The 24,304-nt window shown below is 69.4% G+C and carries 18 protein-coding genes; 8 read left to right on the top strand and 10 right to left on the bottom strand.

Going from position 1 to position 24,304, the window contains the following annotated elements; all coding sequences use genetic code 11:
- Nucleotides 1-16 precede the first annotated feature (16 nt).
- The gene (locus AFR_RS41395) at nucleotides 17-1,210 is read left to right on the top strand and encodes an MFS transporter (protein ID WP_052359919.1); all 1,194 of its coding nucleotides are present in this window, start codon (nucleotides 17-19) and stop codon (nucleotides 1,208-1,210) included.
- On the opposite strand, the gene AFR_RS41390 is transcribed toward AFR_RS41395, so the two are convergent.
- Nucleotides 1,131-1,883 carry a response regulator gene (locus tag AFR_RS41390; protein ID WP_052359588.1) on the bottom strand — a complete coding sequence of 251 codons (753 nt, stop codon included), beginning with the start codon at nucleotides 1,881-1,883 and terminating at the stop codon, nucleotides 1,131-1,133. The two genes, AFR_RS41395 and AFR_RS41390, sit on opposite strands and share 80 nt — an antisense overlap.
- A complete protein-coding gene (locus tag AFR_RS41385) occupies nucleotides 1,880-3,019 on the bottom strand; it encodes a sensor histidine kinase (RefSeq protein WP_041843391.1) in 1,140 nt (379 codons plus the stop codon). Before AFR_RS41385 ends, AFR_RS41390 begins: the two co-directional genes overlap by 4 nt.
- Before the next feature lie 146 nt (nucleotides 3,020-3,165).
- On the opposite strand from AFR_RS41385, the gene AFR_RS41380 reads away from it, so the two are divergent.
- Both AFR_RS41380 and AFR_RS41375 read left to right on the top strand, forming a co-directional pair.
- Nucleotides 3,166-3,891 carry an ABC transporter ATP-binding protein gene (locus AFR_RS41380; protein WP_023562821.1) on the top strand — a complete coding sequence of 242 codons (726 nt, stop codon included), beginning with the start codon at nucleotides 3,166-3,168 and terminating at the stop codon, nucleotides 3,889-3,891.
- The gene (locus AFR_RS41375; protein WP_023562820.1) at nucleotides 3,885-6,116 is read left to right on the top strand and encodes an FtsX-like permease family protein; all 2,232 of its coding nucleotides are present in this window, start codon (nucleotides 3,885-3,887) and stop codon (nucleotides 6,114-6,116) included. Before AFR_RS41380 ends, AFR_RS41375 begins: the two co-directional genes overlap by 7 nt.
- A gap of 157 nt (nucleotides 6,117-6,273) precedes the next feature.
- Here the strand turns inward: AFR_RS41375 and hisC are convergent, their stop codons facing one another.
- From hisC to hppD, 4 genes are all read right to left on the bottom strand, one after another.
- A complete protein-coding gene (hisC, locus tag AFR_RS41370) occupies nucleotides 6,274-7,356 on the bottom strand; it encodes a histidinol-phosphate transaminase (protein WP_023562819.1) in 1,083 nt (360 codons plus the stop codon).
- Complete coding sequence (locus tag AFR_RS45675) at nucleotides 7,353-8,603, bottom strand: RDD family protein (protein WP_238547200.1); 1,251 nt, start codon at nucleotides 8,601-8,603, stop codon at nucleotides 7,353-7,355. The genes hisC and AFR_RS45675 overlap by 4 nt, the downstream gene beginning before the upstream one ends.
- Nucleotides 8,600-9,190, bottom strand: coding sequence for an RDD family protein (locus AFR_RS41360; RefSeq protein WP_238547199.1), 591 nt, complete (start codon nucleotides 9,188-9,190; stop codon nucleotides 8,600-8,602). Before AFR_RS41360 ends, AFR_RS45675 begins: the two co-directional genes overlap by 4 nt.
- Nucleotides 9,191-9,461: 271 nt before the next feature.
- The gene (hppD, locus tag AFR_RS41355) at nucleotides 9,462-10,616 is read right to left on the bottom strand and encodes a 4-hydroxyphenylpyruvate dioxygenase (RefSeq protein WP_023562816.1); all 1,155 of its coding nucleotides are present in this window, start codon (nucleotides 10,614-10,616) and stop codon (nucleotides 9,462-9,464) included.
- Nucleotides 10,617-10,704: 88 nt separating this feature from the next.
- On the opposite strand from hppD, the gene AFR_RS41350 reads away from it, so the two are divergent.
- The 3 genes from AFR_RS41350 (at nucleotide 10,705) to AFR_RS41340 (ending at nucleotide 14,307) form a co-directional block, all read left to right on the top strand.
- A complete protein-coding gene (locus AFR_RS41350; protein ID WP_023562815.1) occupies nucleotides 10,705-11,190 on the top strand; it encodes an Lrp/AsnC family transcriptional regulator in 486 nt (161 codons plus the stop codon).
- Nucleotides 11,191-11,252: 62 nt separating this feature from the next.
- Nucleotides 11,253-12,569, top strand: coding sequence for a PQQ-binding-like beta-propeller repeat protein (locus AFR_RS41345; RefSeq protein ID WP_023562814.1), 1,317 nt, complete (start codon nucleotides 11,253-11,255; stop codon nucleotides 12,567-12,569).
- A 70-nt stretch (nucleotides 12,570-12,639) separates the two neighbouring features.
- Nucleotides 12,640-14,307 (top strand): fumarate hydratase, encoded by a 1,668-nt coding sequence (locus AFR_RS41340; protein WP_023562813.1) that lies wholly within the window; start codon nucleotides 12,640-12,642, stop codon nucleotides 14,305-14,307.
- A gap of 137 nt (nucleotides 14,308-14,444) precedes the next feature.
- On the opposite strand, the gene AFR_RS41335 is transcribed toward AFR_RS41340, so the two are convergent.
- The 3 genes from AFR_RS41335 to AFR_RS41325 all read right to left on the bottom strand — a co-directional run bounded on the left by AFR_RS41335 (nucleotide 14,445) and on the right by AFR_RS41325 (nucleotide 19,358).
- Nucleotides 14,445-16,532, bottom strand: coding sequence for a DNRLRE domain-containing protein (locus AFR_RS41335; protein ID WP_158510596.1), 2,088 nt, complete (start codon nucleotides 16,530-16,532; stop codon nucleotides 14,445-14,447).
- A 108-nt stretch (nucleotides 16,533-16,640) separates the two neighbouring features.
- Nucleotides 16,641-18,761 (bottom strand): hypothetical protein, encoded by a 2,121-nt coding sequence (locus AFR_RS41330; protein WP_148308221.1) that lies wholly within the window; start codon nucleotides 18,759-18,761, stop codon nucleotides 16,641-16,643.
- Nucleotides 18,762-18,842: 81 nt separating this feature from the next.
- A complete protein-coding gene (locus AFR_RS41325; RefSeq protein WP_023562810.1) occupies nucleotides 18,843-19,358 on the bottom strand; it encodes a hypothetical protein in 516 nt (171 codons plus the stop codon).
- Between the two features lie 191 nt (nucleotides 19,359-19,549).
- Between AFR_RS41325 and AFR_RS41320 the strand changes: the two genes are divergently transcribed.
- Nucleotides 19,550-20,905 carry a class II fumarate hydratase gene (locus AFR_RS41320; protein ID WP_438829964.1) on the top strand — a complete coding sequence of 452 codons (1,356 nt, stop codon included), beginning with the start codon at nucleotides 19,550-19,552 and terminating at the stop codon, nucleotides 20,903-20,905.
- Between the two features lie 42 nt (nucleotides 20,906-20,947).
- Complete coding sequence (locus AFR_RS41315) at nucleotides 20,948-22,588, top strand: S8 family serine peptidase (protein WP_023562808.1); 1,641 nt, start codon at nucleotides 20,948-20,950, stop codon at nucleotides 22,586-22,588.
- A 748-nt stretch (nucleotides 22,589-23,336) separates the two neighbouring features.
- On the opposite strand, the gene AFR_RS41310 is transcribed toward AFR_RS41315, so the two are convergent.
- Nucleotides 23,337-24,248: a DUF559 domain-containing protein gene (locus AFR_RS41310; RefSeq protein WP_023562807.1), complete on the bottom strand. Its 912-nt coding sequence runs from the start codon at nucleotides 24,246-24,248 to the stop codon at nucleotides 23,337-23,339.
- Nucleotides 24,249-24,304: the final 56 nt, after the last annotated feature.

Raw genomic sequence — 24,304 nt, 5'->3', positions numbered from 1 at the left:
AGCTTATTGTCTTGTGGTGAACCAGAACCACCGCGGCGCCCTCGTTGTCCTCGGCGCTTCCTGCTTCGTCTACGTCACCGCGGAGACCATCCCGGTCGGGCTGCTCCCGCAGATCGCCGACGGTCTGTCGGTCAGCGAGGCAGACGTCGGGCTGTTGCTGACCAGCTACGCCGTCGTGGCGGCGCTGACCACCATCCCGCTGACCGCGCTCACCATGCGGATCCCGCGGCATCTGCTCATCGCCGCGACCGTGGCGATATTTGCAATCTCCCAGCTCATCGCCGCTTTTGCGCCAACCTTCCTCATCCTCACTCTGTCGCGTCTGATCTGTGCGGTGGCACACGGCGTGTTCTGGTCCACGATCGCCCCGGTGGCCGCCCGTCTCGTGCCACCGGACCGGGCCGGACGAGCCACGGCACTGGTCTTCCTCGGCAACTCACTGGCGATCGTGCTCGGGGTGCCGCTCGGCACCGCCCTCGGCCAATGGCTGGGCTGGCGGGTCGCCCTGGCCGTCCTCGCCGTCCTCGGCGCGGCCTGCGTGGCGGCGCTGATGATCGTGCTCCCGAAACTGCCGGCACTGCCGCGGGATCTGGCCGTCCGGGCGGGTGCGCAACTCAAGGCCTCGGTGCAGATCATCCGCTCGGGCCCGGTCGCGGCGGTCTGCCTGATCACGGCGGTGCTCGTGATCGGACACTTCGCGGCCTACACCTACATCGCCCCCCTGGTACGCCGTGACGGCGGCCTGGAAGGCATCGGCCTGAGCGCTCTGCTGCTCGGCTACGGCGCCGCGGGCCTGCTCGGCAACTGGATCGTCAGCCGTTTTGTCGACCGCAAGCCCCGGACGTTGCTCACCATGCTGATCGGCATCATGGTCGTCTCGCTGGCGTTGCTGATCCCGGTGCTGGGCACGGCACCGACCGTGCTGGCCGCGCTGGCCTGGGGCGGCACCTTCACCGCGATCCCCGTGATCCTCCAAGCCGCGATCCTGCGCGTAGCACCCGACGCCCGTGACGCCGCCTCGGCGGTCTACGTGGTCGCCTTCCAGATCGGCATCGGCGGAGGCGCGCTGCTCGGTGAACGGTTTGTCCGGGCCGAGATGCTGGCCTGGCTGCCGGTCATCGCCGCCGTGCTCACCCTCGTGGCCGGTCTGACGGTCCTGACGGCCCGGCGAGCTTTCCCGTCTCACGTCCCACTCCCTTCGGCTGTTTGAGCGCCACCAGACCGGTCTCGTAGGCGACGATCACCAACTGCGCGCGGTCACGAGCGTGCAGCTTGGCCAGCAACCGGCTGACGTGCGTCTTGACCGTGGCCAGACTCAGCCCGAGACGGCCGGTGATCTCGGCGTTGGACAGGCCCTGGCCGACCAGCGACAGCACCTCTAGCTCGCGGTCGGTGACACCGTCGAGAGAGCCCAGAGGCCGGGCGACCGGCTCCGGCCGGCCGACGAAGTGGGCGATCAGCCGCCGGGTGACCGCGGGCGCCAGGAGAGCCTCGCCCGCGGCGACGGTCCGGATCGCCGCAAGCAGATCGTCGGGCTCGACATCCTTGAGCAGGAAACCACCGGCGCCGGCGCGCAGCGCCTGGAAGACGTACTCATCGATGTCGAACGTCGTCAGAATCAGAACCTTCGTAGCCGCTGTTGTCGGCGAGGTGCAGATCAGCCGGGTCGCCTCGATGCCGTCGAGGTCCGGCATGCGGATGTCCATGAGGACAACGTCGGGGTGGTCGCGCTCGGCTGCGGCGACCGCCTCCGCTCCCGTGCCCGCTTCTCCGACCACCACCAGATCCGGGGTCAGGTCGATCAGCAGCCGGAAGCTCGCCCGCAGCAGAGGCTGGTCGTCGGCGATCAGCACCCGGATCGGGTCTTCGGTGTGAGCACTCATGCTGTCTGCTCGTAGGGCAGCGTGGCTGAGACAGCGAACCCACCCTCGGCGCGAGGGCCGGCGGTCAGACTGCCGTGGTGCAACGCGACGCGCTCGCGCATGCCGGTCAGACCGGCACCGTCGACGGTCTGGGAGCGGGCCGGAGGACCGTCGTTGGCCACCTCGATCTGCAACTCGCCCGGTCCGCCGCGAATCTTGATACGGCACGTGGTCGGGCCCACGTGTTTGACCACATTGGTCAGCGACTCCTGCACGATGCGTACTGCTGCGAGCGCAATCCCGTCGGGCACGGTCCCACCGTTCTGAATGGTCAGGTCGACCTGGACACCGGCCTCGGCGGCGCGCTCGGCGAGTCGCGACAGCTCTTCCAGCGTGGGCGGTGGCGCGAAGTCTGCCTCCGTGCGCAGAGCTCCGACTGCGCGGCGCAACTCGGTCAGAGCGCCGCGGCTGGTCGACGCGATCACCCGCAGAGCCGCCGACGCCTCTTCCGGACGTTGCTCGGCCACATGGCTGCCGATGGAGGCTTTGACAGCGATGACGGTCAGGCTGTGCCCGACGATGTCGTGAATCTCGCGGGCGATGCGGAGGCGTTCGTCAATGACCGCCTGGGCGGTCGCTTGTGAGGTTGCCTGGGCCACACTCGCGCGCCGTTCGCGCAACGTCCAGCCGACCAGCCAGCAGGCACCCAGCGCGACGACGACAAATGCCACCTCGGCGCGACCAGGACCGGCCTTGGAGTTGCCGGCGATCAGCATCCCGGCCGTCGCGGTGGCGATCGAGCCGACAAGCACGACATAGCTGCGGCGACCGGAGACGCTCACGGCGACGGTGTAGACGGTGATGCCCGCGGCGGCCAGCGGGCCGGTGGAGGCGTAATCGGGAACCACGCCCAAGGAGAGCCAGACGCCGGCCGACACCAGCACCACCACCGCGACCACGACCGGCCAGATCCGGCGCACCGCAAGGGGCGCACCGAGGGTCACCCCGACCAGGACCGTGACCCAGGCGGGCTCGTGCACCCCGCCGGCGGGCGGCAGCGGAGACTCGGAGGCGGCATACCAGCAGAGGACGCCGACCGCCTCCGCGAGGAGGACGTCGAGCGCCCACCGCAGCGTGGGAACAGGTCGGATCAGCACGGATCCGACCCTAGCGGCGGCCGTCCGGCCGGGCGTCGTGCCCGAGACCGTCATACCCGAGGATGACTTCCAGAGTCCTGTACGGCGCCAGGAGGACCGACTCTGGCCTGACGACAGCAGCGGCATCTGCGGGGATCGTCCTCGGCATGACAGCTGCCCTCCGCGACGTGCGGATGATCTACGGCCCCGAGACCCGGCAGGTGCTCGCCCTCGATGATGTGACCGTGGAGTTCCCGCCCGGGACGTTCACCGCCGTGATGGGACCGTCCGGCTCCGGCAAGTCGACCCTGCTGCACTGTGCGGCGGGACTGGAACGCCCTACCGCCGGCTCGGTGACGATTGCAGGCACCGATCTCGGCGGGCTCACCGAGACCGCACTGACCCATCTGCGGCGCGAGCGGGTCGGCTTCGTCTTTCAAGCGTTCAATCTCGTCTCGTCGCTGACCGCGGCTCAGAATGTCGCGTTGCCGTTGCGTCTCGCCGGTCGCCGCCCGGCCCGGCAGGAGATTTCGGCCGCACTGGCTGCGGTCGGGCTGGCCGACCGGGCCCGGCATCGCCCGAGTGAGTTGTCCGGCGGCCAGCAGCAACGGGTCGCGATCGCCCGGGCACTGATCACCCGCCCGGCGGTCGTCTTTGCGGACGAGCCGACCGGGGCGCTCGACAACCGCAGCTCCAAGCAGGTTCTCGACCTGCTGAGAGCGCTGGTGGACGACCACGGGCAGACGGTGGTGATGGTGACCCACGACCCGGTGGCCGCGGCGTTCGCTGACCGGGTGCTCATGCTGGCCGACGGCCGGCTGGTCGACGAGCTCGAGGATGCCGATGCGGCGTCGATCGCGGCTCGGATGACGGCGTTGGAGCTGGCATGGTGAGCCGTGACCGGCTGGGGACGTTCGTCGCGGTGTGGCTCAGCACCGCGATCGTGGCGGCGACGCTGCTGTTGCTGACTTCCGCGCGTCCACGGGTGCCGGACAGGTTTGCCGGCCTCAGCGTGGTCGTGCAAAGCCCGGCAGCGAAGAACTCGCCGGGCTCGTTTCCTTCGAGCGTTCCGTGGTCCGCGGCGGACGTGGAGCAGTTGACCGCGAGACTACGGACGGTTCCCGGTGTCACCGGTGTGACGGTCGATCGGCCGTTCTACGCGCAGCCCGTCTCGGGCCCGGCCACGGGCAACGGCTGGGCCGGCGCCCACACGCCGTTGCTGGAGGGCCGGCCACCGACCGGAGACAAGGAAGTAGTGGTCGACAGAGCTTTCGGCGTGCCAGTGGGACAGGACATCACCTTGCTCACGGCGAGCGGTCCGGCACAGTGGCGCGTCACCGGGCACGTCGGCACTGCGGCGGTCTACGTCTCCGACGCTGTCGCCGCGCGGATGAGCCCGGGAGCGCGGGCAATCGGACTGCACGGCAACCCGGATCCCGGTGCTGTGCGGGCGATTGTCGGCGTTGCGGGACAGGTGTTGACCGGTGATGCCCGGGGCGCGCTGGAACCCCGCGCCGATGCCCGCACCCGGTGGATCGGCATGCAGGTCCTGTCCGCGATGGCCGGGCTGGCCGGCTTCGCCTGCGTGTTCCTGGTGGCGTCGACGTCAGCGTTCTCAGTCGACCAGCGGCGCCGCGAGATCGGCCTGCTTCGGGCAGTCGGTGCGACTCCACGGCAGGTCCGCTCCAGCTTGTACAGGTCGGCGCTGGTCGTAGGGGCGGTCGCTGCGGCAGCCGGCGTGGGCGTCGGTGCGCTGGCCGCGGTCCCGCTGTCCCGGCTGCTGGTCAGCGGCGGTTTTGAACCTCGGGGTTACAGCGTGCGCTGGGTGCCGTGGGCGTTGCTCGTAGCGTTCGCCGCCGGGCCAGTGGTCTCGCTGCTCGGGGTGGCCGCCTCAGCCCGCAGGGCGTCCCGGACAGGTCCGCTCGACGCATTGCGGGTCGCCGAGGTCGAGAGCCGCCCGATGTCTCGCGCCCGATGGTCTGCGGGGCTTGTCTTCGCAGTCCTCGGAGTTGTTGCCGGTGTCTACACCGCATCGGCGGCCGACGTCACGGAGATGGGACAGACCTCCTTGCTGGGCGCCATGGCGTTGGTGGTCGCAGTGACGCTGCTGGCGCCGGCCGTGATCCCGCTGCTGGTCAAGGTGCTGCTGCGGCCGCTGACCGGTGTGACTGCGATGCTCGTGCGGGAGAGTGCACTCACCGGCGTCCGTCGTACCGCGTCGACTGCCGCACCTGTGCTTCTCACGGTCGCGTTCGGAATCTTCGTGGGCGGCACGGTGCAGACCTCAACGGCGGCCTTCGCGGCCCGTCGCGGTGCTGCTGTGCCGGCTGGAGTGGTGCTTGTCCCGGACGGAACGCCGGGTCTGCACGATGCAGCCGCGCCGGATGCCCCGCTCCGGACCGAGCTCTACGTCGAGGGAGCCGCCGTGACCGCAGTCGGCACGTCGCCGGTGGAGCCCGGAAGTGTCCTGGTCTCCGGCTCCGCGGCGTCCCGATATGCCGGCACGGTGTCTGTGACCTATGCCGACGGGGTTCGTGAGGAACTGCGCATCGCGGGCACCGCCCCGCCAGGTCCGTTGACCGCTGACCTGTTCCTGTCGCGTGGGACGGTCCGGGCTCATGACTCTTCTGCACTGGCGACGGCGGCGTTCGTGCCGGGCGGCACACGCGCCGCGACCGGGGCGAAGGTCGTCTCGGCGGCCACGTACGCCCGGCAGGCTGACACCGAGGAAGATCGGTTGGTCTGGCTGTTCACGCTGCTGCTGCTCGGCGCCTCGGCCGGCGCGGGCGCCCTGGCCGTCGTGAACACCCTCCTCATGGCCACTCGTCACCGCGTCCGCGACTACCAGGTGCTGCGTCTGGCCGGCGCGGCGCCACGTCAGGTGGCGCTGACGGTCGCGTTGGAATCGGCGCTGGTCGTGGTGCTGGGCTCGGTGCTGGGCGGAGCGGCAGCACTGATGGCCCTGGTGGGCTCGGCCCGATCCCTCAGTGCCCAGATCGGCGAAACGGTCCCCGTGGTGGTGCCCTGGTCGATCGTCGTGCTTGTGGTCGGGGCCTGCCTGGTCCTGGCCGTGGCGGCCAGCGCGCTACCGGCTTGGAAGATCCGGGCGGTGGTCTGACGTGACAGACCAGATGCAACATGCAGATGACCTGGCGCTGGCGGTCATTCTGGTTGGCCGCCGTGGGCCGGATCCGGCCGGTCTTTCGGAGCGCCGGTGCTGTTCAGAAGCGACGGCCCGTGCGAGGCACGGACCGTCGCCAGGAAGCATCTGGTCCTCAGGAAGTGAGGGCCGACTCCGCGGCGGCCAGGAAGGCGTCGTTCTCTTCCGGGGTGCCGATCGTGACGCGGACGCCGTCGCCGGCAAACGGGCGGACGATCACGCCGCGCTGCTCACAGGCCGCGCCGAAGGGCACCGCGGCGTCGCCGAGAGGGAGCCAGACGAAGTTGGCCTGGCTCGACGGGACGTCCGGGAGGAACTTGTGAAGGGCCTCGGTGACACGTTCGCGCTCGCTGATGACCAGGGAGCAGCGGCGGATCACCTCGTCCTCGGCGTCGAGTGCCGCCAGCGCGGCGGCCTGAGCGACCAGGCTGGTCGAGAACGGCGTGAGCACCTTGCGGATCGCCGCTGCCACCTCGGGCTGGGCGACCAGGAAGCCGACGCGGAAGCCGGCCAGGCCCCAGGCCTTCGACATCGTGCGGAGGACCACCACGTTGGGGCGATCGCCGTAGGTCTTGAGGGCGTCCGGGACCTGCTCGTCCGTCACGAACTCGCGGTAGGCCTCGTCGAGCACCACCAGCACGTCCGACGGCACCTGCGACAGGAAACGGTCGAGCTCTTCCTTGCGGACGCTTGTGCCCGTCGGGTTGTTCGGATTGCAGACGATCACCAGGCGGGTCCGGTCGGTGATGGCGTCGGCCATGGCCTGCAGGTCGTGACCGTGGACCGGCGTGTTCGGCACGCGGACGCTGGTCGCGCCGACACCGGCGGAGATGATCGGGTACGCCTCGAAGGACCGCCACGAGTAGACGATCTCGTCGCCGGGCAGGCAGGTCGCCTTGGCCAGGTGTTCGGCCAGCGCCACCGAGCCGCAGCCGGTGACGATGCGGTCCGGGTCCACGCCGTAACGCTGCGCCAGGCGGTCGCGGAGGGCAACCACGCCCATGTCCGGGTAGCGGTGGGACTCGGTGACAGCCCGGGCCACGGCCTCGGCGACACCCGGCAGCGGGCCGAACGGGACCTCGTTGCTGGCCAGCTTGACCGCCTCGGCGATCCCCAGCTCGCGGGCCAGATCAGCCACGTTGCGTCCGGGCACGTACGCCGGCAGCGCGTCCAGGTCGGCGCGGGTCAGCCTGCTCATCTCTTTCCTCCGGTGGAATCGTCGGCGTGGTCGGGCGTCGTCGCCTGCGCCGGCTGCTCGGGCCGGCCGGGCGGCACCGCCACGACCACCGTCGCGGCCGACTTGTCGTGCAGCGCCTGGCGGAGTTTCTGGTCGAAGAGCACCGAGCCGGAGTCGACCAGCTGAGCCACGAAGCCCAGGCCGTAACAACTCCACAGCGGTGTCCACATGCCGAGGCGGGCCCAGCGCCGGAACGCCCGGCCGAAGCCCAGCTGGTCGGTGTTCTCCAGCTTCACGACCTTGACCTGGAGCAGCCGTTTGCCGAGGGTCTGACCGCTGTTGGCCAGGGCCGGCACCTCGTAGGCGAACCAGAGCGCCGTCGCTACCACGAGCATCGTGAGGATCAGGTAGCTGGAGCGGGCGGAGACCGGGTCCGGGGTGGCGAACGGGTCCGCCATCGTCGCGCGGAATACCGGCTCGACCTCGAGCCACCACTGGTAGGCCAGCCAGCCGTTGACCAGGACGTTCAGGATCAGCACGGCGACGATGTCGACGAGCCGCGCGACCAGGCGGCGGCCCAGACCGGCCAGTGGCTGCCCGTGCGGACGGGCCTCGACCTGATAGGCGTAGGCGTGCGGAGCCCACCCGGGCGGCGGCTGCCAGCCCGCAGGCGGCTGCGTCCAACCGGCAGGCGGCGGTGCCCAGCCGGCAGGCGGCGGTGTCCCGCCGGGCGGCGTCCATCCGGGCGGTGGGGTCCATCCGGGCGGCGGCTGCCAGCCGGGGGGAGGCTGCTGCGAGCCGGCCGGGGGCTGCCCCGGTGAAGGCTGATGCCCGGGCGGTGGGGTCCAGCCGGGCGGTGGGGCCCAGCCGGGCGGTGGCGTCCAACCCTGCGGTGGGGTCCAACCCTGCGGTGGGGTCCAACCCTGCGGGGGCATCCCGCCCGGTGGGGGCTGCCACCCCGCGGGTGGCGGCGTCCAACCGGCAGGCGGTGGGGTCCACCCGGGCGGCGGCTGCGAGCCCGGCGGTGGCCCGGGAGACGCCCAGCCCGGAGGCTGAGCCGGCTGGACCGCAGCAGGACCGGAAGGCACGCCGGGAGCAGCGGGCGTCACGGGCGCGGCGGCAGGCTCTTCCTCCTCGGCGGGCGGGGGCCCGTCGGGCGGCGTCGCGTCGGCCGGGAGGGCCTTGCCCAGCCAGCCGTCGCCGTCCCACCAGCGCTGGGTCGACGGGTCGGCCGGGTCCTTGTACCAACCGGCAGGCAGCGAAGTCATGGCGCAACCTTTACCACGACGGTCTTGGCGACCTTGTCGTGCAGGGTCTGCTGGTAGGGCTTGTCCCACAGTTGCCAGAGGCCGTCGAGGTAGGTGAAGAACGGCACGATGATGCCGACCACGAACTCGATCAGGTAGCGCTTCGCCGCGATGCCGCGGGTCAGGACCGCGCCCGGCTCCAGCGGAACGACCTTGATCTTCATGAGCTTCTTGCCGACGGTCTGGCCGCTGCGGTACATCATCTCGACGTAGTAGACGTAGTAGGCCACGAACAGCAGCACGAAGAAGCCGAGTTCGAGCAGCAGGAACGGGATGAAGAACTCGGCGGGGTCGAAAGTCGGCGTGTACGACGGGTCCGCGGCCGAGGGGAAGTCCGGCATCACGTTGAACACGAAGATGAACATCACCGGCAGGAACACGACCGTGGCGATGCCTCCCACGATGGCGCCGTCGATGAGGTGTGACAGCAGCCGGATGCCGAAGTCGGCCAGGGGCCGTCCGTCGGGTGCCACCGGTACGGGCGGCGGCCGCCACCCGTACCCGGGCGGCGGCGGCCCGTAGTAAGCCGGCGCGGGACCGCCGGGCATCGGACCACCGAAGGCCGGCGCGGGACCGCCAGGCACCGGACCGCCGGGCATCGGACCACCGGGCATCGGACCACCGAAGGCCGGCGCAGGACCGCCAGGCATCGGACCACCGAACGGTGGGGCCTGGGGCGGCGGTCCGGCAGAAGCGGGACCGCTGGGCGGTGGGCTGCCGGGAGGCGGTCCGGCGGGCGCCGGGACGGGGACCGGCTCACTCACGGGCGGCCGGCCCACGTCAACGGCGTCGTCGTTCGGTTGTGTCACGGGGACAGTGTTACAGGTTTCCGCGCAGCTCTTGCTCCCGCTCGATCGCCTCGAACAGGGCCTTGAAGTTGCCCTTACCGAATCCGAGCGACCCGTGCCGCTCGATCAGCTCGAAGAAGACCGTCGGGCGGTCCTGGACCGGCTTGGTGAAGATCTGCAGGAGGTAGCCGTCCTCGTCCCGGTCGACCAGGATCGAGCGCTTCTTCAGTTCCTCGATCGGTACGCGCACCTGGCCGATCCTGGCTCGCAGCGAAGGGTCGTCGTAGTACGAGTCCGGCGTGTCGAGGAACTCCAGGCCGGCCGCGCGCATGGCGTCGACGCTGGACAGGATGTCGTTGGTGGCCACGGCGATGTGCTGGGCGCCGGGGCCGCCGTAGAACTCCAGGTACTCGTCGATCTGGGACTTGCGCTGGGAGACGGCCGGCTCGTTGAGCGGGAACTTGACCTTGCGGGTGCCGTCGGCCACGACCTTCGACATGAGCGCGGAGTAGTCGGTGGCGATGTCGTCGCCGATGAACTCGGCCATGTTGGTGAAGCCCATGACGCGGCCGTAGAAGGCGACCCACTCGTCCATCTTGCCGAGCTCGACGTTGCCGACCACGTGGTCGACGGCCTGGAAGTAACGCTTGGGCTGGAGGCCGGCGTCGATCGCGGGCTGCCGGTCGACGATCGGGCTGCGGGCCACGAAGCCGGGCAGGAACGGACCGTCGTACCTCGACCGGTCGATCAGCGTGTGGATCGTGTCGCCGTAGGTGGCGATCGCGGCGATGCGTACCGTGCCGTGCTCGTCGGTCAGGTCGTGAGGTTCGGTGACGGGTCGCGCGCCGGCGGAGACCGTGTGGGCGAACGCCTTGTCGACGTCCGGGACGTGCAGTGCGATGTCGTAGATGCCGTCGCTGTGCCGGGTGACGTGGTCGGCGCCGGGCGCACCGGCGTGCACCGCACCGGTGATCAGGAACCGGGCGGACCCGCTGACCAGCACATATTCGGCGTGGTCGCGGTAGCCGTTCTCCGGCCCGCGGTACGCCACACAGGTCATCCCGAAGGCGGTCGAGTAGTAGTGGGCCGCCTGCTTCGCGTTGCCCACGAGGAACTGGAGGTAGTCGACGCCCTTGACGGGGAAAACGTCGACGGTCTCTGTGGCGGTTTCCATCACCTGCGTCATGTCCAGAGGCTGGCCTCTCCCCGCCCGGTGGGCAATAGTGAGAATTCTGGCTGGTCAGTATGCGCATTCGGTAGAGTCCGGGAGCACCATGGCTGTACAAGATGTCCACCTCGACGCCCTCGACGGCAAGATGCTCGCGCTACTCGCCGAGGAGCCGCGGATCGGCGTGCTGGAGCTGTCCCGCCGGCTCGGCGTCGCCCGCGGCACGGTCCAGGCCCGGCTCGACAAGCTGACCGCCCGCGGCGCCATCCGCGGGTTCGGCCCGGACGTCTCGCCGGCGGTCATCGGCTACGGCGTGATGAGCTTCGTGACTCTCGAGATCAGCCAGCGGTACGGCCACACTGCCGTGACCGAGCACCTCACGGACATCCCGGAGGTCCTCGAGGCACACACGATCACCGGCAGTGGTGACCTGATGTGCCGGATCGTCGCCCGGTCGAACGCCGACCTGCAGCGGGTCATCGACCGGGTGCTCGCGTACGAGGGGATCGAGCGGGCGTCGACCATCATCGCGCTGGCCGAGCAGATCCCGTACCGGACGATGCCGCTGGTGAAAGCGGCAAGCCAGGCATAATCGCTCGACACGGGCTTTTCGGGCTGATCGTCGAGTTGTGCCGGTCTGGCTACCGTGTCGGCGTGGCTTCCGGCGGGTCGGCGAAGGGCTACGCGCTGGTCGGCGTCGTGGTCGTCATCGTCCTGGCCACGACCGGGGTGTGGAACCCGTTCCCCCAGATCTGGTCGTGGATCAACCAGAGCGACCCGATCGCCGAGGGGGTGGCCACCTGGCAGACGGCCATCGGCGGGTCACCGAAGAGCGTCACCATCAGCGGCGGCGCGATCGTCGTCGAGTACAGGACGTCCGTGGAGGCGTACGGGATCACGGCCGGGGTGAAGCTCTGGAAGTCGGACGCTGACTGGGCCGGCGTGGCCGGCGGTGACAGCGACGCGGTGGTGGTTGTCGGCCGGCTGCTGACCAAGGGTTACGAGGTGCTCGACCCGGCGACCGGCGCGGTCCGGCGCACGGACACCGAGGCCACGGCCGTCTGGACCTACGCCGACGCGGTGCTCGACCTGCGCTGTCCCAAGGCCGGGGAGTGCGAGCTGAGCGCGTGGGAGCCGCGCGGCAGCCGACCCATGTGGACGATCGCGACGCCGGGCATCGGTTTTGTGCTCGACGCCTCGAACCCCGACCTGCCCGACACGCAGCCGTTGACGTCGTCGCAGTTCGACGGGCGGGCGGCCGGGCCGCGGTCGTTGCCGAACCTCATCGGCCTCCCCGGCGACGGCAAGATCCAGGTTGTCGACACCGCGCAGGGCCGTGTGGTGCAGACGCGGACCCCGGCCCGTGACCAGCGGGTCACCGTGGTCGGCAGCCGGGTCCTGACCGTGACCGGCGTGGCCCGCGACGGCACCTGTTACTACAGCGTCATCGCCCACGACCCGCCCAGCGGTCACGCGGTGTGGCAGCGCGACGGTCTCAACCTGCGGACCGCCGACAACGGCTCGACCTGCAAGCAGGAGCGGGACCCGGCCGGCGGGTACGACGTGGTGCTCGGCGTCGACCCGGTCGGCCGCCAGGAGCTGATCGCCGCACACGACGGACGGGTCCTCTGGCACGGTGAAAAAGGGCAGACCGTGCTGGCCGTCAACGACGCGTACGCGCTCGTCCGCACCTCCGACCAGCGCACCCTCACGGCCCGCTCGTTCGGCCGCGGGAAGGTCAACTGGCGGCGGGGGATCAACCCGGGGGCGCAGGCCGCGCTGACGCCGTACGCCGCCGTGGTGGCCGAGACGAAGCCCGCGAAGGTGGTTGCGCTCAGCCCGCGCACGGGTGGTGTGCTGGCCGAGGCGCGTACCGATGCGAAGGTTTTTGCGGTCGGCCCGAGCGGCATGATCCTGGTCTCCGGACGGGACATGGCCTACGTCCCGTTCGCGGGTTCACCGGCACGGTGATCGAACCGGTATGTGGGCGTGACCCTGCTGGTTCGCACCTTGTGCAGGCGCTGGCCTAGGCTTGCCCGTCATGAGCAGAGCCGCCGCTTTCTCGTACTCGCCGCTGTTGCCGCAAGGTGACGACCTGACCGAGTACCGTCTGGTCTCGGACGAGGGTGTCGACGTGGTCAACGGTCCCGGCGGCCGCCGGTTCCTCACCGTCGACCCGAGCGTGCTGACGCTTCTCACTGCCGAGGCCATGCACGACATCGCGCATTTCCTGCGCCCGGCCCACCTGGCCCAGCTGCGGTCCATCATCGACGACCCGAAAGCTTCGCCGAACGACCGCTTTGTCGCCCTGGACCTGCTGCGCAACGCGAACATCGCGGCCGGCGGCGTCCTCCCCATGTGCCAGGACACCGGCACGGCGATCGTCATGGGCAAACGTGGCCGGCACGTCCTGACCGACGGCACCGACGAGGAAGCCATCGCGCAGGGCGTCTACCAGGCGTACACCCGGCTCAACCTGCGTTATTCGCAGCTGGCGCCGCTGACGATGTGGGACGAGCGCAACACCGGCTCCAACCTGCCCGCACAGATCGAGCTCTACGCCGAGGACCCGGGCGGTCAGCCCGACGCGTACAAGTTCCTCTTCATGGCCAAGGGCGGCGGCTCGGCCAACAAGTCGTACCTCTACCAGGAGACCAAGGCGCTGCTGAACCCCGCGCGCATGATGGAATTCCTGGACGAGAAGCTGCGCCTCATCGGCACGTCGGCCTGCCCGCCGTACCACCTGGCCGTGGTCATCGGCGGCACCAGCGCCGAGTACGCCCTGAAGACCGCCAAGCTGGCCAGCGCGAAATACCTCGACAACCTCCCCCGCGCCGGCTCGATGACCGCCCACGGCTTCCGCGACGTCGAACTCGAAGCCGCCGTCCTCGAACTGACCCGCGACTTCGGCATCGGCGCCCAGTTCGGCGGCCGCTACTTCTGCCACGACGTCCGCGTGATCCGCCTGCCCCGCCACGGCGCCTCCTGCCCGGTCGCGATCGCCGTCTCCTGCTCCGCCGACCGCCAGGCCGTAGCCAAGATCACCCCGTCGGGCGTCTGGCTCGAACGCCTCGAACCGGACCCGGCCCGCTACCTGCCCGACGTCACCGACGAGGGCCTGGAAACCGACGAGGTCGTCCGTGTCGACCTCAACCGGCCCATGTCCGAGATCCGCGACGAGCTCAGCAAATACCCGGTCAAGACCCGCCTCTCCCTCACCGGCCCCCTCGTCGTCGCCCGCGACATCGCCCACGCCAAAATCGCCGAACGCCTCGACGCCGGCGAACCGATGCCGCAATACCTCAAGGACCACGCGGTCTACTACGCCGGCCCGGCCAAAACCCCCGAGGGTTACGCCTCCGGCTCCTTCGGCCCGACCACCGCCGGCCGCATGGACGCCTACGTCGAAAAGTTCCAGGCCGCCGGCGGCTCCCTCGTCATGCTGGCCAAAGGCAACCGCTCCGGCCAGGTCACCCGCGCCTGCCAAAGCCACGGTGGCTTCTACCTCGGCTCCATCGGCGGCCCGGCCGCCCGCCTGGCCCAGGACTGCATCCGCCACGTCGAAGTCCTCGAATACCCCGAGCTCGGCATGGAAGCCGTCTGGAAGATCGAGGTCGAAGACTTCCCCGCCTTCATCGTCGTCGACGACAAGGGCAACGACTTCTTCGCCGAAGTCACCAAGCCGGTCCTCGGAATCGGTCGCCGCTGAACAGCAAAAACTTCATTGCCACGCCCGGTGCATGGCAATGACCGCCGCTCCCGCGGGGACCGGGCGCGGGGATCCAGTCGCTGGCGCTCCTGAACGGATCCCCGCACCCTGCCGGCTGCGTGATCGGCCGAGCCGGCTCAGCTCTCCGGGGTGGCCACCCCGAACTCGTAGGTCATGGGATTCGAGATGATGTCGCCGACGTGCTCGCGGACCGTCAGGGTGTGCCACCCGGTCTGCTCCGCCGTCGGGGTCCAGGTCAGGGTGGCCGTGCCGTCCGCCGCTGCCGGGATCGTGTGCTCCTGGCCGTCGTCCAGGCGCCAGGTGTAGGCCGTGACACCCTCGTAGGCGGGGCTGAAGCTGAACGTGCCGGCGATGCCTGGTCCGCCTGACGTCCCCCACTCCCGGTAGTCCGCGGACTGCACCGTCGGGGCGTGCCACCTCAGAATGAAGTCGGAGGAGGTCGCCTCCGACTCCAGTCCGTCTGCCGTCCGGCTGGTCACCTGGACGGTGATGTTCGAGTCGTCCCGCTCGGTCCAGGTCACCGTGGCCGTGCCGTCGGCGTCCGCCTGGACCACCTGCTCAGCGCGACCGTTGACCTTCCAGACGTACTCGGTGACGCCGGCCATACCCGGGTGGAACGTGAAGGTAACCTGCTCGCCGACCAGCGGCAGATCATCGCTGCCGTCCTCCGGGAAGTCGGGAGACGTCACCGTCGGCGCGGTAGGGACATGGATCCGGTAGTCGGTCCGGGTGGACAGCTGACCGGACGTGGTGCGGCTGATCACGTGGACCTCTGTCGTGCCGACCTGGTCCGGTGTCACGGTCACCGTCGCCGTGCCGTCCGTTCCCGCTGGGACCGTGGTCTTGTCGCCGTCGTTCAACCAGTAGGTGTACTCCGCCACGTCCGGCATGCGCGGGGCGAAAGTGAGCGACCGCGGCTCGAAGAGCTGCCCCTCAGGGTTGTGGTCGGTGACGATCGGTTCGGTCAATCTGACCTGGAACTCATAGGTCGTAACCGCGGACCGGTTCCGTGTCCGGTCGATCGCCTGCACTTCGAGCCGTTGGGTGCCGTAGAACGTCGGCGTGAACTCGACCGTGGCCGTGCCGTCCGGTTCAAGGGGCACCTCGTTGCCCGGGCCGTTCGATCCTAGCCATCGGAAACCGACCACGTCGTTGTCGCGCGGGTCGGAGGTGATGGTGAAGGTGCCAGGAATGCCAGGACCCCCGGCGGCTGGGCCGGGATAGTCATCCGAAGAGACCTTCGGTGCCCGTGGAACTCTCGTGTCGACGGTGAATCGGCACTCCGCCGACCAGACGGACTTTGCCCCGGCCCGGTCGGTGGCCTGCACCGCGAATGCGTAAATCTCACCTTCAGTGAGTTCGCCGGGCACGGTCATCTGAACCGGTCCGGCGAACGACAAGTTGTCCTGGGTCAGTTCGGTGCGCTCGGTGGGCCTGACGACCGGCCAATAGGCGACCGTCGCGGTGACGGAATCGCTGGGGAAGTCAGGGTCTTCGATCTGGGCCCATAGCTTTGGGGTTCGAGTGCCCACAAAAATGCCGTCCGGCGTGCAGACCAGCCCGCTCACGCCGAGCTGCCCCGGCGTCGCAGGTGGACGGTTGTCCACGGTCTGGATGCCGACATTGACGACGCGGCGGCCGGCGGCCACCTTGCCCTCCTGGTCGTCGGGCACTCGCAGCATCAACGTCACCGAAGCGGCTTTTTCTGCCTGGGCCGCGCGCAGAACGGCGGCTACGTCGGTGAAGAGGTAATGACTCGGACACTGCGCCGGCGACGAGGCCAGCACACCGGCGCGGGTCAGTTGCTTCGGCGCTCTTTTCCATGTCGGTGCGGTGCTGGTGGCGGCGACCCGCCAGACCTCGATCGCCCGGGACCGGGTGCAGTCGGCCACGGTCTTCTCCTCCAGGGAGATGGTCGCCTCGGTGATCTGCCGGCCGGCCAGCGGTGACAGATCGAACGTGTAGTAGGCGCGGGAGACGTGTTTGTCCCCGTCAGCATCGAGCCAGGCACCGATCGGCGCTTGGTCCGTCGAACTGAGCGGGAAGGCCGCCTTCGGAGAGTCGCTGTCGGTGTGGGCGCTCAGCGTCAGTGGCAGGAACCGGGACGCCGCGGCTGCGGGTTGTGCCGGTAGGGCGATCAGTCCGGCAGCGACAAGAATCGACGCTCCGAACGCGGGCGCAAAAAGGGCGCGCAAGGGTGCCACAGGTCCTCCGGGTAGGCGGTGCTGACGGTCGTTCAGGGGAAACCAGCGCGGGGATCCAGTCGGTGTCGATTCCGAACGGATCCCCGGCGCCTGTCGGCTGCTGGAGGATCAAGAACCCTCGGGCTCGGCGACGATGAGGCTGTATTCCTTTTCGTCGGAGGTGACGTCTCCGATGTGTTCGCGGACCTTCAGGGTGTGCCAGCCGGTTTGGTCGGTGGTGGGGGTCCAGGTTGTGGTGGCTGTGCCGTCGGTGGTGGCCGGCACGGTTTGTTCGGGGCCGTCGTCCAGGCGCCACGTGTAGGACGTGACGCCGGGCTGGGCCGGGCGGAAGGTGAAGGTGCCTTCGATGCCCGGGCCGCCGCCGGTGGACCACTCCGGGTATTCGGCGGACTCGACCGTCGGGGCGTGCGAGGTCAGCGTGAGGAAGTACGAGTTGGGGGTCGACTCGAAGCCGTCCGCTGTGCGCGAGGTCAGCTCGATGTTGAGGTACGTGTAGTCGCGCTCGGTCCAGGTGACCGTGGCGGTGCCGTCGGCGTCGGCCGGGACGACCTGCTCGTCGCGGCGGTTGATTTTCCAGACGTACTCGGTGACGCCTGGCATGCCCGGGTGGAAGGTCAGTGTGACCTGCTTGCCGACCAGGGGGCCTTCACTGTTTTCGCCGTCCGGGAAGTCCGGGGAGGTCAGCGTCGGCGACGTCGCGACGTACATGTAGTAGTCGGCCTTGCCCGAGGGGAGGTCGGTCGAGGTCCGGCTGGTCACGTACAGGTGGTTGGTTCCGGCGAGGTTGGGCGAGACCACGATGGTGGCCTTGCCGTCAGCGCCTGCGGGGACCGTCGTGTGGGGACCGTCGTTCAGCCACCACGTGTATTCGACGACGTCGTCCATGGCCGGGGAGAGCACGATCGTGCGCGGCTGGAAGATCGCGCCGTCCGGGTTCTGGTCGTCGATCTGCGGCTGGGTGGTCTTGACGCGGAACGTGTAGTTGACCGTGTCCGAGCGGTTCAGGGCCCGGTCGTACGACGCCAGCGACATCGTCAGCGGTCCGTCGGACGTGGGTGTGTAGCGAACGGTGACCGTGCCGTCCGGGCCGACCGGAACGTTCTCCAGGACGCCGAAGACGCCCCAGCGGAACTGCGTCACGTCGGTGTCGCCGGGCGCGACCCTGAAGGTGAAGGAGCCGGGGATGCCGGGTCCGCCGTTCCAGCCGGTGGTCGGGTAGTCGGCCGAGGTGATGCTCGGGATACCCGGCCGGGTGGTGTCGATGGCGAACTTGCATTCCGGCGACCACGCCGACGTGGCGCCGGCCCGATCGGTGGCCCGGACCGCAAATGCGTAGGGCACGTTCTGCGCGAGCGCGGTCGGCACCGTGTAGCGCAGGAGGGTCCCGGTCGAAGTCTCCGACGACGTCCACTCGACGCGCTCGGACGGCCGGTCCACCGGCCAGTACGCGAACGTCGCGGTCAGGCGCTCGAACGGGTTGCCCGGATAGTCGGCGTCGTTGATCTCGGCGCGCAGCTCCGGGGTGGTGGTGCCGATCCACGGCGTGCCGTCGGTGCAGGCGATGCCGCTGACCGAGAGCTTGCCGGGCACGGCGGGCGCGCCGTTGTCCTCGAGCGAGATCCCGACGCTGGCCACCCGGCGGCCGGCGGCGACCGTGCCCTCCTGGCTCTGCGGGACCCGGAGCATCAGCGTGACGGCCGAGGCACCTTCCTGCTGGACGCTGCGCAGCAGCGGGCCGAGGTCGGCGTACAGATAGCGGCTGGGGCACTCCTGGGGCTGTGCGGGTGCCAGCTCGCCCACGCGCGTCAGCTGCGCCGGGGCGTTCTTCCAGGTCGGAGCGTTGGCGGTGGCGGCCACACGCCACACCTCGATGGCTCGCGGGCGGGTGCAGTCGGCGACCGACTTCTCCACCAGGCTCAGCGTCGCGTCGGTGATCTGGCGGCCGGACGCCCGGGCCAGGTCGAACGTGTAGTAGCCGCGGGAGACGTGCTTGGCCCCCGCGGAGTCCAGCCAGGCACCGATCGGCGCCTCGCCGAGGTAGTCCAGCGGGTACGCCTTTTTCGGCTTGCTGTTGTCGGTGTAGGCAGTCAGCGAATTCGGCAGGAAGTAGCTCGCTGCTGCCGCCGGCTGGGACGGCAGAGCGAGCAGTCCGGCAGCGGCCAGGGCCAGTGCCGAGAAGAGGGTGAGAAGACGAGGAACGGGCGCGAAACGGACGCGCAAGGGTGCCACGGGTCCTCCGGGATCAACGGTCGCCGATCTGGCGAGAGCGCTGATGTTAGGGGCCCGCTACGACATTTTCTGCCCCGTCGCTCAGGTCGCGCAGAGCCCCGCGACCGGGTCCATCCAGTCGGGCATCTTCGCCCGGAGCGTACGGTCGAGGTCCTTGGTGGTCTTGACCTTGTCGAACATGGCCTTGTCCGAGGCGCTCTTGGAGAACTTGGTCGCCGAGACCGCGCCGGCGGTCTTGAGGTCGGGGTCCTCGGCCGCCGAAGTTTCCTTGCGGACCTTGGCGCCGACCTCCTTGAGCTCCTTGCTCGCGAGCTTGCGGGCGGCCTCGGCCTCGTCGGCCTGCTTGGCCTCCTTGTAGGCGATCATCTTGCCCATCGCCGTGCCGAACTGGGCCACGTCCGCGTCGAAGATCTTGTCGAGGGCGGTGCACACCTTGCGGGTGTTCGCGTAGTAGTTGGGCGCCGGGACGGTGCTCGCCGGTGCCTCCGCCACGGGTGCCTCGGCGATGGTCTCGGTGCCGCTGTCGCCGTCACTGCTGCAGGCCGCTCCGGTGAGGAGCAGGCCGCCCAGGGCAACGGCGAGGAGGGCGCTTCGCATGACAAAGATCCTGTTCGTCGGGGAGGTGCAAACCCTTCGCGACGATACGTTCCACCTCGGTCGGCGTCCAACCGGCGCGGGCCGGAGCACCCCGGGAGTGGCACGGATCAACTGCGACCGTCGCGTGACGGAGGCAGGATGGAGGCGTGACGACGACTGACGAGAGCGGCTTCCGGATCGAGCGCGACACGATGGGTGAGGTCCGGGTTCCGGCCGACGCCCTGTGGCGGGCGCAGACGCAGCGTGCGGTGGAGAACTTCCCCATCTCGGGACGCGGGATCGAGCCCTCGCACATCCGTGCGCTGGCACAGATCAAGGGTGCGGCGGCGCAGGTCAACGCCGCTCTGGGCGTACTGGAAGAGGATGTTGCGAAGGCCGTGGCGACCGCCGCGGCGCAGGTGGCGGACGGCGGTTACGACGATCAGTTCCCGATCGACGTCTTCCAGACGGGCTCGGGCACCTCGTCGAACATGAACACCAACGAGGTCATCGCGACGCTCGCCTCGCGCGAGCTGGGCCGGCCGGTGCACCCGAACGACCACGTCAACGCCTCGCAGTCGAGCAACGACGTCTTCCCGTCGTCGATCCACCTGGCCGCCACCGAGGCCGTGACCAGCGCACTCATCCCGGCCCTGGACCACCTCGTGGTCGCGCTGAGCGCCAAGGCCAACGACTGGTCCGAGGTGGTCAAATCGGGCCGCACGCACCTCATGGATGCGACGCCGGTCACCCTCGGTCAGGAGTTCTCCGGGTACGCAGCACAGGTGCAGAACGGCATCGACCGGCTGACCGACACACTGCCGCGCCTGGCCGAGCTGCCCCTCGGTGGCACCGCGGTCGGCACCGGCGTCAACACCCCGCCCGGATTTGCGCCCGCGGTCATCACACGGCTCAAGGAGATGACCGGCCTGCCGCTGAGCGAGGCCCGCAACCACTTCGAGGCGCAGGGTGCACGCGACGCGCTCGTCGAGGCCTCTGGGCAGCTCAGGGTGGTTGCCGTCAGCCTCTACAAGATCGTGAACGACATCCGCTGGATGGGTTCCGGCCCCCGCGCCGGCCTGCGTGAGTTGCGCCTGCCCGACCTCCAGCCCGGCTCGTCGATCATGCCGGGCAAGGTGAACCCAGTCGTGCCGGAATCGGTGCGCCAGGTCGCCGCGCAGGTCATCGGCAACGACGCTGCCGTCGCCTTTGCGGGCACACAGGGTGACTTCGAGCTCAACGTGATGCTGCCGGTGATGGCCCGCAACGTGCTCGAGTCGATCAAGCTGCTGGCCAACGCGGCGCGGATGCTCGCGGACCGGTGCATCGACGGGCTCGAGGTCAACCACGAGGTCGTCCGTGCGTACGCGGAGGGGTCGCCGTCGATCGTCACCCCGCTGAACCGTTTCCTGGGTTACGACGAGGCGGCGGCCATCGCAAAACAAGCCCTGAAGGAAGACAAGACCATCCGGGCAGTAGTCATCGAACGGGGTCATGTCGCCGCCGGAACGCTGACCGAGGAGCAGCTCGACGCCGCCCTCGACGTCCTGCGGATGACCCGCCCCTGATCAACCCTTGTGGATAGGGGCGCTCTTCGATCGAATGCGTGGATGAGAAGAAGCTTCACGGCCGGGGCCGTCGCCACCGCGACGGGCCTGGCCTTCCTCGTCGGCCTGCCGACGTCACCCGCCAACGCAGCCACCGTCTCCGAGTACACCGTCGTTGCCGACGACGGGGTCTCCGCCGCTGACGCCGTCGCCGCCATCGAAGCAGCCGGCGGCACCGTGGTCAGCAGCAACACCGCGGTGGGCACCTACCGTGTGTCGTCGGCCGCGGCCGATTTCCGGCTCAAGGCCGCCAAGTCCGGCGCCCTCATCGGCGCTGCCGCCCGCAAGCCCGTCGGGTACGCCCCGAAGGTGTCGCCGGCGATCGAGCAGCCGATCACCGAGGCCGCCCGCGGCAGCAAGCCGAAGGGTGTGGCCGCCGACCCGCTCGACGACAAGCTCTGGGGCCTCAAGATGGTCAAGGCCGACCAGGCCCACGCCATCGAGAAGGGCGAGAAGGGTGTCACCGTCGGTGTCCTCGACACCGGCCTCGACGCCAGCAACCCCGACCTCGCGCCGAACTTCAGCAACCGGCTCTCCCGCAACTTCGCCCCCGACCTGGTCGACGTCGACGGGCCGTGCGAGGTCGAAGGCTGCGTGGACCCGGTCGGCACCGACGACGGCGGCCACGGCACCCACGTCGCCGGCACGATCGCCGCGGCGGCCAACGGCTCCGGCGTCACCGGTGTCGCCCCCGGCGTGACCCTGGTCGAGCTCAAGGGCGGCCAGGACTCCGGTTACTTCTTCCTCGACCCGGTGGTCAACGCCCTCACGTACGCGGGCGACGCCGGCCTCGACGTGGTCAACATGTCGTTCTACGTCGACCCGTGGCTCTACAACTGCAAGTCGAACGCCGCCGACTCCCCGGAGGCCCAGGCCGAGCAGCGCGCCATCATCGCGAGCATGAAGCGGGCCCTCAACTACGCCCACGCCCGCGGTGTCACGCTGGTCGGCGCGCTGGGCAACCAGCACGACAACCTCGGCGACCCCAACGACGACGCGTCCAGCCCCGACTACGGCACCCCGCCGTACACCCGCGACATCGACAACAAGGACTGCCTGAGCCTCCCGGCCGAGGGTCCCCACGTCATCGGCGTCTCGGCCGTCGGCCCGTCGACGTCGAAGTCCCACTACTCCAACTACGGCCTCGAGCAGATCTCCGTGGCCGCCCCGGGTGGCTTCACCCGCGACTTCTTCGGTACGCCGCAGTACAACTCGGCGGCGAACAACATCCTGTCCACGTACCCGCTCAAGGTCCTCCAGGAAAGCGGTGCCGTCGACGCGAACGGTGAGCCGACCCGGGCCACGGTCTTCAAGGACTGCACGAGCGGCACCTGCGGCTACTACACGTACCTCGCAGGCACATCGATGGCCTCCCCGCACGCCGCCGGCGTCGCAGCCCTGATCATCAGCAAGTACGGTCACCGCGACTGGTGGCGCGGCGGCCTGACGATGAACCCGAAGCTGGTCGAGCTGCGGCTGACGACCTCGGCTACGGAGACGGCCTGCCCGGAGCCGCGTCTGCGTAGCTATGCGCAGGAGGGCTTCGACGAGACGTTCGACGCGTACTGCGCCGGTCCTAAGAAGTTCAACAGCTTCTACGGGCACGGCATCGTGAACGCGTACGTGGCGGTCGGCGGGCGCTGACCCCGGCTCGCTCACCACAACAGCACTGAAGTTGGGCCTTCCCACACCCGGGAGGGCCCAACTTCCTGTAAGTCGGCCTGTCGCGCGCTCGGGAGGGCCCAACTTCCTTGAAGTTGGGCTTACACGGGCTCGGGAGCGCCCAACTTCCTTGATGTTGGGCTTACACGGGTTCGGGAGGGGCCGACTTCCTTGAAGTTGGGCTTACACGGGCTCGGAAGAGCCCGACTTCCGTGAAGTTGGGCTCATGCACCTGGCGAGGCCCAACTTCCTTGAAGTTGGGCCCGGCGGCTTCGGAAAGCCCGACTTCCTTGATGTCGGGCTCTCGCGCGCTTGGGAGGGGCCGACTTCCTTGATGTCGGGCTTACACGGGCTCGGAAGAGCCCGACTTCCGTGAAGTTGGGCTCATGCACCTGGCGAGGCCCAACTTCCTTGAAGTTGGGCCCGGCGGCTTCGGAAAGCCCGACTTCCTTGATGTCGGGCTCTCGCGCGCTTGGGAGGGGCCGACTTCCTTGATGTTGGTCTTACACGGGCTGGGAGGGGCCGACTTCCTTGATGTTGGGCCTTCGCGCGCTTGGGGAGGCCCAACCCTCCTTGAAGTTGGCCTTACACGCGCTTGGGAAGGGCCGACTTCCTTGAAGTTGGGCCTTTGCGCGTTCGGGAGGGGCGGACTTCCTTGAAGTTGGGCCTTTGCGCGCTCGGGAGGGGCCGACTTCCTTGAAGTTGGGCCTTCCGAGCGCGCGGGAGGGCCTTACTTTCTGGGAGTTCGGGTGGGGCGCCAGCCGCGGAGTTCCAGGGCGGACCGTATTTCGCACAGAATGCCCGAGAAGTCGTACTGCAGGCGTGGGTGGGTGACGTGGAGGACCGTCCAACCTGCGGCTGTGAGCTGGTTGAGCCGGCGGCGGTCGTGGTCGAGACTTCCGGCATGCCACCGGCCGTCGTATTCGACGGCGACTCGCCACTGTTCCCAGCCCAGGTCCGGGTGCAGCACGAGCCTGGGCGAGACGCGGACAGGACACTGAGCCACCGGGCGCGGCAGCCCGGCCAGCACAAGACGAACCCTGAGCCGCGACTCGGGCGGTGACTGGGCACCGGCATCGACCAGCGCAAACGCTTCCCGCGCGCGCCGCCAACCCCGACGTCCGATCCGGTGAGACAGCAGATCTGTGAGCGCGGCGGATGTCGTCAGGCCTCGTGCGAGCAGCGAGTCGATCACCGGGACCGATCGGAGTGGCTCGTGCCACGCAGCCACGTCCCAAGCCGTCCGGAGTGGTGTGGTGCACGGCAAATCACGGGCGACGGTCACCTCACCGGGTGACAGGTCGATGTGATGAACGCGGAGCCGGCGCTGTGCACCCAGGCGTACCGAGGGCGGTGAGCTGACGTGGACCTCGTCGAGGAATGTCGCCGCGTGGCGGATGCCGTGCAGGTGGGCGGCCGATGTGCCGGCGAAAAGCGTGGAGGCGGGCAGGCGGATCTGGGCGGCCCGGCAGGCCAGCTCGTGGTCACGATCGAGGCGGGCGTCCGCGTAGACGTCGTGGCGGATGCGCTGCCAGGCGGTGCTGCGCAGCTGGTCACTGGTCAGCACGCCGCGGCGCAGGGCGTCGGAGCCGCGGAAGACGGTGCCGGACAGAGGATGGGGGCGGTTCGGCGCTCGCGGCATGCGGGACAGCGTGCCGCAGCCAACAACAAGCCGGGAGGCCTGTGGATAACTCTGTG

The sequence above is a fragment of the Amorphoplanes friuliensis DSM 7358 genome (assembly GCF_000494755.1).
In the GTDB taxonomy this organism is placed as follows: domain Bacteria; phylum Actinomycetota; class Actinomycetes; order Mycobacteriales; family Micromonosporaceae; genus Actinoplanes; species Actinoplanes friuliensis.
Note: the sequence above shows the minus strand (reverse complement) of the source record. Positions and strands in the feature narration are given on the sequence as shown.

What these genes read in the sequence shown, in the direction of transcription:
- AFR_RS41390 (WP_052359588.1), bottom strand. Translation starts at nt 1,883, where the DNA reads ATGAGTGCTCACACCGAAGACCCGATCCGGGTGCTGATCGCCGACGAC.
- AFR_RS41380 (WP_023562821.1), top strand. Translation starts at nt 3,166, where the DNA reads ATGACAGCTGCCCTCCGCGACGTGCGGATGATCTACGGCCCCGAGACC.
- AFR_RS41375 (WP_023562820.1), top strand. Translation starts at nt 3,885, where the DNA reads ATGGTGAGCCGTGACCGGCTGGGGACGTTCGTCGCGGTGTGGCTCAGC.
- hisC (WP_023562819.1), bottom strand. Translation starts at nt 7,356, where the DNA reads ATGAGCAGGCTGACCCGCGCCGACCTGGACGCGCTGCCGGCGTACGTG.
- AFR_RS45675 (WP_238547200.1), bottom strand. Translation starts at nt 8,603, where the DNA reads ATGACTTCGCTGCCTGCCGGTTGGTACAAGGACCCGGCCGACCCGTCG.
- AFR_RS41360 (WP_238547199.1), bottom strand. Translation starts at nt 9,190, where the DNA reads ATGCCCGGCGGTCCCGCGCCGGCTTACTACGGGCCGCCGCCGCCCGGG.
- hppD (WP_023562816.1), bottom strand. Translation starts at nt 10,616, where the DNA reads ATGACGCAGGTGATGGAAACCGCCACAGAGACCGTCGACGTTTTCCCC.
- AFR_RS41350 (WP_023562815.1), top strand. Translation starts at nt 10,705, where the DNA reads ATGGCTGTACAAGATGTCCACCTCGACGCCCTCGACGGCAAGATGCTC.
- AFR_RS41340 (WP_023562813.1), top strand. Translation starts at nt 12,640, where the DNA reads ATGAGCAGAGCCGCCGCTTTCTCGTACTCGCCGCTGTTGCCGCAAGGT.
- AFR_RS41325 (WP_023562810.1), bottom strand. Translation starts at nt 19,358, where the DNA reads ATGCGAAGCGCCCTCCTCGCCGTTGCCCTGGGCGGCCTGCTCCTCACC.
- AFR_RS41320 (WP_438829964.1), top strand. Translation starts at nt 19,550, where the DNA reads ATGGGTGAGGTCCGGGTTCCGGCCGACGCCCTGTGGCGGGCGCAGACG.
- AFR_RS41315 (WP_023562808.1), top strand. Translation starts at nt 20,948, where the DNA reads ATGAGAAGAAGCTTCACGGCCGGGGCCGTCGCCACCGCGACGGGCCTG.
- AFR_RS41310 (WP_023562807.1), bottom strand. Translation starts at nt 24,248, where the DNA reads ATGCCGCGAGCGCCGAACCGCCCCCATCCTCTGTCCGGCACCGTCTTC.